The 11,141-nt window shown below is 66.6% G+C and carries 8 protein-coding genes and 3 tRNA genes; 4 read left to right on the top strand and 7 right to left on the bottom strand.

The window, feature by feature from the left end:
• Positions 1-124: 124 nt before the first annotated feature.
• The 3 genes from rlmB to rnr all read right to left on the bottom strand — a co-directional run bounded on the left by rlmB (position 125) and on the right by rnr (position 4,034).
• A complete protein-coding gene (gene rlmB / locus AC3IR9_RS06725; protein ID WP_489294907.1) occupies positions 125-871 on the bottom strand; it encodes a 23S rRNA (guanosine(2251)-2'-O)-methyltransferase RlmB in 747 nt (248 codons plus the stop codon).
• Positions 872-940: 69 nt separating this feature from the next.
• The gene (locus AC3IR9_RS06720; RefSeq protein ID WP_489294906.1) at positions 941-1,399 is read right to left on the bottom strand and encodes a GFA family protein; all 459 of its coding nucleotides are present in this window, start codon (positions 1,397-1,399) and stop codon (positions 941-943) included.
• 163 nt (positions 1,400-1,562) lie between these two features.
• The gene (gene rnr / locus AC3IR9_RS06715; RefSeq protein ID WP_489294904.1) at positions 1,563-4,034 is read right to left on the bottom strand and encodes a ribonuclease R; all 2,472 of its coding nucleotides are present in this window, start codon (positions 4,032-4,034) and stop codon (positions 1,563-1,565) included.
• 129 nt (positions 4,035-4,163) lie between these two features.
• Here rnr and AC3IR9_RS06710 point away from each other — a divergent pair.
• The 3 genes from AC3IR9_RS06710 (at position 4,164) to AC3IR9_RS06700 (ending at position 4,782) form a co-directional block, all read left to right on the top strand.
• A tRNA-Leu gene (locus AC3IR9_RS06710) sits at positions 4,164-4,250 on the top strand.
• A 179-nt stretch (positions 4,251-4,429) separates the two neighbouring features.
• A tRNA-Leu gene (locus AC3IR9_RS06705) sits at positions 4,430-4,516 on the top strand.
• 179 nt (positions 4,517-4,695) lie between these two features.
• Positions 4,696-4,782, top strand: a tRNA-Leu gene (locus tag AC3IR9_RS06700).
• A 629-nt stretch (positions 4,783-5,411) separates the two neighbouring features.
• Here the strand turns inward: AC3IR9_RS06700 and AC3IR9_RS06695 are convergent.
• The 4 genes from AC3IR9_RS06695 to AC3IR9_RS06680 are packed head-to-tail and all read right to left on the bottom strand — an operon-like array spanning position 5,412 to position 10,104.
• On the bottom strand, positions 5,412-6,971 hold the full coding sequence (locus tag AC3IR9_RS06695; RefSeq protein WP_489294902.1) for a DHA2 family efflux MFS transporter permease subunit: 1,560 nt from the start codon (positions 6,969-6,971) through the stop codon (positions 5,412-5,414).
• Positions 6,972-6,978: 7 nt separating this feature from the next.
• On the bottom strand, positions 6,979-8,160 hold the full coding sequence (gene emrA / locus AC3IR9_RS06690; protein WP_489294901.1) for a multidrug efflux MFS transporter periplasmic adaptor subunit EmrA: 1,182 nt from the start codon (positions 8,158-8,160) through the stop codon (positions 6,979-6,981).
• A 10-nt stretch (positions 8,161-8,170) separates the two neighbouring features.
• Complete coding sequence (locus tag AC3IR9_RS06685; RefSeq protein ID WP_489294899.1) at positions 8,171-9,664, bottom strand: efflux transporter outer membrane subunit; 1,494 nt, start codon at positions 9,662-9,664, stop codon at positions 8,171-8,173.
• On the bottom strand, positions 9,661-10,104 hold the full coding sequence (locus AC3IR9_RS06680; protein WP_489295740.1) for a MarR family winged helix-turn-helix transcriptional regulator: 444 nt from the start codon (positions 10,102-10,104) through the stop codon (positions 9,661-9,663). The genes AC3IR9_RS06685 and AC3IR9_RS06680 overlap by 4 nt, the downstream gene beginning before the upstream one ends.
• A gap of 145 nt (positions 10,105-10,249) precedes the next feature.
• On the opposite strand from AC3IR9_RS06680, the gene AC3IR9_RS06675 reads away from it, so the two are divergent.
• Positions 10,250-11,128 (top strand): AraC family transcriptional regulator, encoded by an 879-nt coding sequence (locus AC3IR9_RS06675; RefSeq protein WP_489294898.1) that lies wholly within the window; start codon positions 10,250-10,252, stop codon positions 11,126-11,128.
• Positions 11,129-11,141: the final 13 nt, after the last annotated feature.

Here is an 11,141-nt window from a genome sequence, read left to right as displayed (position 1 = left end):
CAGATCCACCGCAGACGCGTAGAGCCGACCGTTGGTCGGCTGCGCTGCGTCCGGGGCCACGAACGCAGGACCCATTGCCGCGCGTTGCGCGGCAGCCGACCAACGGTCGGCTCTACGCGCGCGGTTACCCCGCGCGCTGGCGTACCGCTTCAAACAGGCTGACGCCGGTGGCCACCGAGACATTGAGGCTTTCGATGTCGCCCGGCATCGGGATCTTGACCAGGCTGTCGCAGTTTTCGCGGGTCAGCCGGCGCAGGCCGTCCGCTTCGCCGCCCAGCACCAGCGCCACGTTGCCGCGCAGGTCGATCGAGTACAGCGATGCGGTGGCTTCACCGGCCAGGCCGTAGATCCACACGCCCAGCTTCTGCAGGTCCTTCAGGCAGCGCGACAGGTTGGTCACCGCCACCACCGGGATACGGTCGGCCGCACCGGCCGAGGTCTTGCGCACGGTGGCGTTGACCGTGGCCGACTTGTCCTTGGGAATGATCACCGCCGTGGCACCGGCTGCCGCAGCGCTGCGCAGGCAGGCGCCGAGGTTGTGCGGATCCTGCACCTCGTCCAGCACCAGCAGCAGGGCCTTGCCCTCGGCCGCTTCGATCAGCCCTTCCAGTTCGTTCTCACCGTAGGTGCGTGCGGCCTGGTAACGCGCCGCCACGCCCTGGTGGCGCACCGAACCGCCCACGCCGTCCAGCGCCTGGGTGTTGACCTTGCGCACGTCGATGCCCTTGCGCCGCGCGTTCTCTTCGATCTCGGTCAGCCGCGGATTCTTCGCCCCGGCTTCGATCAGGACTTCGCGGACATTCTCGGCATCGTTTTCGATCGAAGAGGCGACGGCGTTGACGCCGACGATCCACTGGCTTTGCTTGCTCATTGCGGGGCGGGACCGGTACAGGGGGTGGTAATGGTAGAGCATCAAGGCCCGGCCTGCCCTGCCGGGCGTTCACGGGGTGTCGCGGTCCGGGTGCTGGTGGCTGACCAGGCCCTGCAGCAGGGCCATCTCAGGGTCGTCCTCGTCAGCGATGGCCGGGAGCGCGCCCAGCGTGTCCACGAACGGTACCTTGGCCTCGGTGCCGTACTGCACGGTCGGTGGCAGGCGGGCCGGCTGGTCGAAGGCACCCGCGGCGATCGCCATGCCGTTCGGCGCTTCATAGGTCAACGGCGTGCCGCAGTCCGCGCAGAAGCCGCGCTGAACCCGGTTGGAGGAGGCAAACCGGCGCGGCTCGCCCCGGGTCCAGGTGAACGCGACCCCGCGCACCGAGACCAGCGGCGCGTAGTAAGCCCCGAACGCCTTCTGGCACATGCGGCAGTGGCAGATCGAGCTGTCGGTGAGTTCGCCGCGGACATGGAAGCGGATCGCGCCGCATTGGCAGCCGCCGCTGTATTCAGGGAGTGCAGGCATGGTCGCTCCGCATCGGGTCCGGGTGGAGCCGGCCGGTAGGTACCGACCAACGGTCGGTACCTACCGGGTGGGTTCCGTACCGGCCGGTCATGCGCCGGGTGGGTACGTGCCGGCCGGTCATGTACCGGCCGGGTAGCTGCCGACCGTGGGTCGGCAGCACATCTCAGTACTTCTGCTTCTTGCGCTTGGCCGGCTGGCCGCGCGGCGGCAGTTCGGCCACCTCGTCGTCCTTCTCTTCGACCAGGCGGAAGTCGATCTTGCGCTCTTCCATGCTGGCCTTGAGCACCAGGATGCGGACGCGATCGCCCAGCCGGTAAGCCTTGCCACGGCGTTCGCCGTTGAGCGTCTTGCGTACCGCATCGAACTGGTAATAGTCGTGCGGCAGCTGGGTGACGTGCACCAGGCCATTGACCTTGGATTCGTCCAGTTCCACGAACAAACCGAAACTGGTCACGCCACTGATCACGCCATCGAACTGGCCGCCGACGTGTTTTTCCATCCACGCGGCACGGTAGCGCTCGTCGACCTCGCGCTCGGCCTCGTCGGCACGGCGTTCGCGTTCGGAACACTGCAGGGCCAGCGCTGCCATCTCGCGCTGCGAATAGGTGTACTTCTCCAGCGGCTTGCCGCTGAGCGCGTGCTTGATCGCACGGTGCACCAGCAGGTCGGGGTAGCGGCGGATCGGCGAGGTGAAGTGTGCGTAGGCATCCAGCGACAGGCCGAAGTGGCCCTGGTTGTCCGGCGAGTACACCGCCAGGCTCTGGCTGCGCAGCAGCACCGATTCCAGCAGCGCTGCATCGGGGCGCTCGCGCACCTTCTTGAGCAGCTTGGTGTAATCGCCCGGCTGCACCTTGGACCAGGCCGGCAGGCTCAGCTTGAATTCCTTGAGGAACTCCAGCAGGTCGTCGTACTTGGTTTCCGGCGGCTTGGCATGGTCGCGGAACGGTGCCGGCACGTGCTTGCTCAACAGGTAGCGCGCCGCCTGCACATTGGCGGCGATCATGCATTCTTCGATCAGCTTGTGCGCATCGTTGCGCACCATCATCCCGGCCTGGGTGACTTCGCCGGTGTTGTCCAGCACGAAGCGCACTTCGGAGGATTCAAACTCGATCGCCCCGCGTCGGGTACGCGCCTTGGCCAGCACCTTGTACAGCTGGTGCAGGCGTTCGACCTGCGGCAGCACCGCGGCGATATCATTGCGCGTGGCCACATCGTTTTCGCCCACCGCCTGCCAGACCTGGTTGTAGGTCAGGCGTGCATGGGAATTCATCACCGCTTCGTAGAAGCGCGAGTGGATCACCTCGCCCTCGCGGTTCACCTGCATGTCGCAGACAAAGCACATGCGGTCGACCTTGGGCATCAGCGAGCAGATGCCGTTGGACAGCGTCTCGGGCAACATCGGCACCACGAAGCCCGGGAAATACACCGAGGTCGCGCGCTTCTGTGCTTCATCGTCCAGCGGCGTACCGGGACGGACGTAGTTGGAGACGTCGGCGATCGCCACCACCAGGCGGAAACCTTCGGCGTTGGGTTCGCAGTAGACCGCGTCGTCAAAGTCCTTGGCGTCCTCGCCGTCGATGGTCACCAGCGGCGTGCTGCGCAGATCCACGCGACCGCCGGTCATTTCCGCCTCGACCACCAGCGGCACGGCCGAGGCTTCGTTGAGCACGTCCTGCGGGAACTCGAACGGCAGCTCGTGGCCGTGGATGGCGGTCTCGACAATCAGCGAGGCGGTCAGCTTGTCGCCGAGCACCGCGATGATGCGGCCGATCGGCGGGCGCCGGGTGTCCGGGGCCTGGGTCAGCTCGCAGACCACCAGTTGGCCGTCGCGCGCATCACCGGTCTGGTCCGGCGGAATCTGTACGTTGCGCTGCACGCGCTTGTCGTCGGGCACCACGTAATTGATGCCGAACTCAACACTGAAGCGGCCGATCAGGCGGGTCATGCCGCGCTCGAGCACGCGCGAAATGCTGCCCTCGCGGCGACCCCGGCGGTCGATGCCGGTCACGTTGACCAGCACCTTGTCGCCGTGCAGCACCTTGCGCATTTCATACGGCGGCAGGAACAGGTCGTCGCCGCCTTCCACCGGGCGCAGGAAGCCGAAGCCTTCCGGGTTGGCGATGACCACGCCGGTGATCAGGTTGACCGCCTGCACCGGCGCGAAGCCGCCGCGGCGGTTCTGCACGAGCTGGCCGTCGCGGACCATCGCGCCGAGGCGCTTGCCGAGCGCATCGGCACGGTCCGGTTCGGTCAGGCCGAGGTGCAGGCCGATTTCTTCACCGGTCTGCGGGCCATCGCAGCGATCCAGCAGCTGCAGGATCGCCTCGCGGCTGGCGATCGGCTGCGCATAGCGCTCGGCCTCGCGTGCCGCGTGCGGATCCAGCACGTTCATGTCCGGGGCGGTGGTCGGATGCGGCCGGCGACGGGTCGGGACCGGCGGGCCGGCATCCGGCTTGGGGCCCGAACGCTTGCCACCGCGCGGTGGCGCAGGCGCAGTCATGGATTCGGGCATCCAAGGCGGCAGTTTGCCGGCTTTCTTGGCGGCAGCGCGGGGCTTGCCCGACGGACCGGCTGCCTGCTTGGGCGCCGGGGACTTGGGGGCTTTCGCGCCCTGGGTCGGTTTCGTTGGTTTCATTGGCCTCCATGATAACCGCTGGCGGTGTGCAGATCCGGTCAGCGCGCGTCACCTGTGCAGGATTGTGAAGAATTTTCACAAAACCGTTGACAAGCGTGGGCCACATGCCCAGAATTCGCGTCCTGAGTCGCCCAGGTGGCGGAATTGGTAGACGCACTAGCTTCAGGTGCTAGCGGGGGTAACTTCGTGGAGGTTCGAGTCCTCTCCTGGGCACCATGACTCAGAAAATGATCAAACCCGCGCAAGCGGGTTTTTTCGTTTCTGCGGTCCACCACGCACCACGCACGATTCGCGCGGCATCGACCGCGATGACGCAGCAACGCGCGACAAACGAACTTCCTGCGAAATCCTGTTGACACAATCGCGGTTCTCCCGCAAAATTCTCGTTCTGAGTCGCCCAGGTGGCGGAATTGGTAGACGCACTAGCTTCAGGTGCTAGCGGGGGTAACTTCGTGGAGGTTCGAGTCCTCTCCTGGGCACCATGACTCAGAAAATGATCAAACCCGCGCAAGCGGGTTTTTTCGTTTCTGCGGTCCACCACGCACCACGCACGATTCGCGCGGCATCGACCGCGATGACGCAGCAACGCGCGACAAACAAACTTCCCGCGAAATCCTGTTGACACAATTGCGCTTCTCCCGCAGAATTCCCCTCCTGAGTCGCCCAGGTGGCGGAATTGGTAGACGCACTAGCTTCAGGTGCTAGCGGGGGCAACTTCGTGGAGGTTCGAGTCCTCTTCTGGGCACCATGACTCAGGCAATGATCAAACCCGCGCAAGCGGGTTTTTTCATGCCCGCGGTTTGCCCACCGCTGCGGCAAATGGCGCGCGGCATTACGCGGTGGAGCCGGCCGTTGCTTGTGACCTTGATCACTCGATGCCTGCCTTCGACGGACTATTGCCGGTGGCAGAAGGCCTCTGCAGCCGCCCTCGCCTAATGGATGTCGCCTGGCAGAGCCTGCCGGCTCAGCGAACGCGTCCTACAACACCGCCTGGATGCTTCCCCTTGCTCTGCTGCGTGACTGCGGCTTCGCGGGCGGCGCGCTGCACCTTCCCGGGAATCTTTACCGGCACGTGCACGGGCCACTGCACCACAGTGCGGATGATGCTGTCCTGGGTGGCTTCCACGTTGAGGCGTCGCAACCGGCGTGGTGTAGGCGCGGGTGCTGGTGTGCTTTGCGACCGTTGGTCGGCTGACGTTGATATCCCTGGGCGCTGGGGGAAGCCGACCAACGGTCGGCTCTACCCGGAGGGGCAGCGTGTCCCGCCTCCCGTGCTTACGCGGGCCGTTGGTTTGCATTTTTCCATCCGCCGCGGACAGACGAACCCATGAAAAAACCCGCCTTTCGGCGGGTTTTTCGTTTCACCTCACGCCAGGCTCAATGCCCGCCGGCCGATGCCGCACCCGCCCCTGCACCGAACGGTGGCTTGGCCAGCCACAGGAACGCGATGATCGCCAGGAACACCCAGCCCAGCAGGAAGAAGATGTCGTTGAAGCCCATCTGCGAGGCCTGGTGGTTGATCATGTTGTTGAGCGCCGCCGCGCCATGCTGCAGGTTGCCCTGCCCCATCGCGGCCACCTGCTCCTGCATGCCCGGCGTGTAAGTGGACACGTGCTCGGTCAGGTGCGCGTGATGCTCCTGGGTGCGGCGTGCCCACAGCCAGGTGGTCAGCGATGCGGCAAAGCTGCCGCCCAGCGTGCGCAGGAACGTGGCCAGGCCCGAGCCGGCCGCGATCTCGCGCCCGTCCAGGTCCGACAACAGAATCTGCAGCACCGGCATGAAGAACAGCGCCACACCCACGCCCATGATCAGCTGCACCATCGCCACATGGTTGAAGTCCACCTGCAGGTTGAAGCCCGAGCGCAGGAAGCTGGTGAAGGACAGGAACACAAACGCGAACGAGGCAATCCAGCGCATGTCGAAGCGCGAGGCATATTTGCCCACGAACGGGGACATGATCACCGGCAGAATGCCGATCGGTGCCGTCGCCAGGCCCGCCCAGATCGCGGTGTAGCCCATGTCACGCTGCAGCCACTGCGGGATCAGCAACGACACGCTGAAGAACGCCGCATACGCCACCACCATCGCCAGCGTACCGGCGCGGAAGTTGCGATGCCGGAACAATCGCAGGTCCACGATCGGGTCCTTGTCGGTGAGTTCCCAGATCAGGAACACCGCCAGCGACACCACGGCCACGCAGGCCAGCACCACGACCTTCATCGAGGCGAACCAGTCTTCGTCGTTGCCCAGGTCGAGCACCAACTGCAACGCGCCCACGCCGATCACCAGGGTGACCAGGCCCACGTAGTCCATCTTCGGTTTTTCAGTCTGCTCCGGACGGCCCTTCAGCTGGCTACCCACCACCAGGGCCGCGAAGATGCCCAACGGCACGTTGATCAGGAAGATCCATTCCCAGCTGTAGTTGTCGGTGATCCAGCCGCCCAGGATGGGCCCGCAGATCGGCGCCACCACGGTGATCATCGCCAGCAGCGCCAGCGCCTGCCCGCGTTTCTCACGTGGATAGATCGAGACCAGCAGCGACTGGGTGATCGGGTACATCGGCCCGGCCACGAAACCCTGCAGCGCGCGCGACAGCACCAGCATGCCCATGCTCTGGGCCAGCCCGCACAGCAGCGATGTGGCCACGAACGCCAGCGTGGCCCAGATGAACAACTTGCGTTCGCCAAAGCGGCGGCTCAGCCAGCCGGTCAACGGCAGCGCGATGGCCATGCTGACTGCAAAGGAAGTGATGACCCACGTGGCCTGCTGCGAACTGGCGCCAAGATTGCCGGCAATGGTGGGCAGGGACACGTTGGCGATGGTGGTGTCGAGCACCTGCATGAACGAGGCCATCGCCAGGCCCACGGTGCATAAGGCGATGCTCGGTGGCAGGAAGCCGGCGACCGCACCCGGCGCTGCTGGAGCTTGTGCGGACATGGTCGCCTCAGCTCGCCTTGGCCGGCTGCGGCAGGTTGCCCTGGATGATCGAATGGATCACATCATCGGCATCGTGCAGCTGCTTGGCATAGACATCGGTGTCGAACACCGCCCCCTTGGCCACCGCGCTCGGCAGTACCGTGCCCTTCTGGTCGCGCAGGCTCACTTCGGCCTTGATCGACAGGCCGATGCGCAGCGGGTGTTCGGCCAGCTGCTTGGCGTCGATGGCAATGCGGACCGGCACGCGCTGCACGATCTTGATCCAGTTGCCGCTGGCGTTCTGCGCCGGCAGCAGCGAGAACGCCGAACCGGTGCCCAGGCCCAGGCTGTCGATGCGGCCCTTGTAGGTCACATCACCGCCATACAGGTCCGAGCGCAGCTCCACTTCCTGGCCCAGGCGCATGTGCCGCAGCTGGGTTTCCTTGAAGTTGGCTTCCACCCACATCTGCTCGGTCGGCACCACCGCCATCAACGCGGTGCCCGGCTGCACGCGCTGGCCGACCTGCACCGAGCGACGCGCCACGAACCCGCTGACCGGGGCGACGATGCCGGACCGGGCGTTGTTGAGGAACGCCTGGCGCAACTGCGCGGCGGCGGCCTGCACGTCCGGCTGGGTGGCGATCACGGTGTCGTCCACCAGCGCGTTGTTGCGCTCGAAGGTCTCGCGCGAACCGGCCACGGCCGCTTCGGCACCGGCCAGTTCGTCACGCGCATGGGCCAGTTCTTCGTTGGAAATGGCGCCACTGGCAGCCAGGCCCTTGCGGCGGTTGAAGTCCTCACGCACGCGCTTCAGGGTCACCTGGCGGGCGTTCAACTCGGCCTGCGCACCTTCCACGCTGCGGTACAGGCCGCGGGTCTGGCGCACGGTCTTGGCCAGGTTGGCCTGGGCCTGTTGCAGCGCCACTTCGGTATCGGCCGGGTCCAGCTGCACCAGCAGCTGGCCACGCTCGACGCGCATGCCGTCATCGGTATTGATCGCCACCACGGTACCGGCCACCAGCGGGGTGATCTGCACCTGGTTGCCCTGCACGTAGGCGTCGTCGGTTTCTTCGAACCAGCGGCCGAACATGAAGTACCACAGCGCCACCGCGGCCAGCAGCAGCACCACGATGACCAACAGGCCGCGCAGCAGCTTGCCGCGACGGGACGGGGCTGCCGGAGCGGCAGCAGGAGCGGATGTCTGGCTCATGGAATGTGTCTCAGGAATGCGTGGAATCAGGGGAATGGGCGAGCGTGGCGGTGTCGCTGGAGGGGATGAAGCCCCCGCCCAGCGCCTGGCTCAACCGTACCGATACAAGAATCTGTTGGGACTGCAGCGACGCCAGCCGCTGCTGGGCGAGCAGCAGCTGTTCTTCCACGCTGAGCACCTCCAGATAGCTGCCGATGCCGGCGCGGTAGCGCTGCTCGGCCAGGTCGTGGGCGGCCTTGGCGGTGTCCACGGCCTGTTGCTGCGCGGCCGCCTGGCCGGCCAGCGAACGCACGGCATTGACCTGGTCGGCGACGTCGCGCAAGGCGTTGACCACCGACTGGTTGTAATCGGCCACGGCCAGGTCGTACTGCGCGTCGGTCTTGTCCAGGTTGGCACGCAGGCGGCCACCGTCGAAGATCGGCAGGCTCAGGGCCGGGCCGAGGAAGGCGAACGTGGAGCCGCTCTTGAGCAGCTGGTCCACTTCACTGGAGACCACGCCGCCGAGCGCGGTCAGGTTGAGGCTCGGATAAAACTGCGCCTTGGCCGCATGGATCTCGCGCCCGGCCGCTTCCACGCGCCAGCGCGCGGCCACGATGTCGGGGCGACGGCCGAGCAGTGCGCTGGGCAGCACGCCGGGCAGCTGCAGCGCCAGCGGATTGAGCAGCTGCGGGCGTTCGATCTGCAGGCCGCGGTCCGGGCCCTGCCCGACCAACGCCGCCAGCGCGGTGCGGGCCTCGTCGATCTGCTGCTGCGCGGCCTGTTGCTGCTGCTGCGCGGCAGGAATACGGGCCTCGGCCTGGCGCATCTGCAGGTCGCTGTCGATGCCGGCGCGGCGGCGCTGGGCGGTCAGCTCCAGGGTCTTCTGCGAGCGCGCCAGTTCTTCGCTGGCCACATCGTGCAGGCGCCAGGCGTACCCCAGCTGCGCATAGGCTTCGGCGATCCCGGCCGACAGGTTCAGGCGCGCGGCCTGCGCGTCCACTTCGGCAGCGTGGCCGCTGTCCACGGCCGCTTCCCAGGCCGCGCGCTTGCCGCCCCACAGGTCGATGCCATAGCTGAAGCTGAGGTAGGCCTGGCCACTGCCGGCATAGCTGCCGCCGCGCTCTTCACCGACCATCGACTCGGGCAGGCGCACGCCGGTGTAGCCACCGGAGGCCGACAGGCTGGGCAGCCGGTCGGCGTGGGCGGTCCCGATCTGCGCGCGGGCCTGGCGCAGGCGGGCATCGGCCGCATCCAGACCGGGGTTGCGCTGCAGGCCTTCGGCAATCAGCGCGTCGAGCTGGGGATCCCCCAGCGCGCGCCACCAGTCCGACGCCGGCCAGCCGGGCTGGCTCAGGCCATCGGCGGCCAGCGTACGCTGGGTCTGCAGGCTGTCGGCATCCAGCAGCGTGCCCTGCGGCTGCAGGCCGCGGCTGCTGGCACAGGCGGCCAGGGCCAGCGCCAGCGCGGTCAGCAGCAGCGGCCGCAGCGGGCGCAATGAAGTGGTGCGATCTAGGAAAGTAGTCATGGCGTATTGAGGGAGTCACGTACACGGGTCATGAGGGAAAGCAGCTGCGCGCGCTCGTCGGTGGACAGATCGCGCATCGCATCGTTCATCGTCTGGTCGCCGCGCTGCTTCAGCCGGACCCACAACTGGCGGCCCTGCTCGGTCAGCACGATCTGCAACGCCCGGCGGTCCTTTTCATGCGGCTCGCGCCGCACACAGCCCATCGCTTCCAGCTTGTCCAGCAGGCGGGTCACCGCGCTGGGCACCTGGTCCAGGGCCTGGGCCAACTCGTTGGCGGTGCACGGGGCCTTGGCCGAGAGCACCTTCAAACCGAGATAGTGGGTGAAGCCAATGCCGAGGTTTTCCTCGGCCATCGACGTGTCTAGCTGACGGACCAGCCCGTCGCGCACCTGGCGCAACAGCAGGCCGAAGCTGGGAGGCGTGGCTTCAGGACAGATCATCATGGGGGCGCACTTTACTTCCATAAAATATATTTCTCAATGGAAATATTCAACTTGGAAGCAAATGCTGTGTTGCAGCAAACAGAACAATGGGAGACGCCACCTTAATGGCGCTTCCGGCTGGCCCGGTATTACAATCTGGACAATGGATAACATATTCAGGCCAGAGGAGGCGATCCTCACCCCGCCCCTGGTCCGCAATGATGTGCTGGACTGGATCGAACGCGACGACGGTTTGAGCGTGCTCGGCTTCCAGATCGAAAGCGCGCGCGGGCTGAATCGGGAGATCGACTGGCACCAGCACTACCGGGCCCAGCTGATCTGCGTGGAGGCCGGGTTGCTCACCACGCGCACCCGCCACGGCACCTGGTCGCTGCCACCGGGCTGTGCCGGCTGGATGCCCCCGGGCGAACCGCACACGGTGGAGATTTCCGGGCCGTTGCGCGGCTGGGGCCTGATCATCACCCCGCAGATGGCCCATGACCTGCCCGATGAGCCCTGCGTGGTGGCCATTTCCGACCTGCTGCAGGCACTGGCCCGGCGCGTGGCCCGCTGGCTGCCGACGGCGGCCCCCACTCTGCGCCAGCAACACATGATCGAGGTGCTGCTCGACGAGATCCGCAACGCGCCGCGCCAGCGCATGCACCTGCCGATGCCGCAGGACCGGCGCCTGCTGCGGATCGCCGCGCAGCTGATCGCCGACCCGTCCGACGGGCGCAGCCTGGAACAATGGGCGCAATGGGCCGGCCTGTCGCCGCGCAGCCTGACCCGGCACTTCCGCGATGAAACCACCCTCAGCTTTGCCCAGTGGCGGCAGCAGGCCCGGCTCGCCGAGGGCCTGCGCCGGTTGTCCGACGGCCAGAGCGTGTCCGATATCGCCCACGAACTGGGCTTCAGCAGCCCCAGCGCGTTCGTCACGGTGTTCGGTCGCCACTTCGGCTGCCCGCCCGGGCGCTACCTGGCACGCACCGGCCAGCCCCTGAATCCAACACGCGGCTTGGCATCCCCGGCCGCATCCGGATAATCGACCGCCTGCG

The sequence above is a fragment of the Stenotrophomonas sp. GL_101 genome, assembly GCF_057835675.1.
Note: the sequence above shows the minus strand (reverse complement) of the source record. Positions and strands in the feature narration are given on the sequence as shown.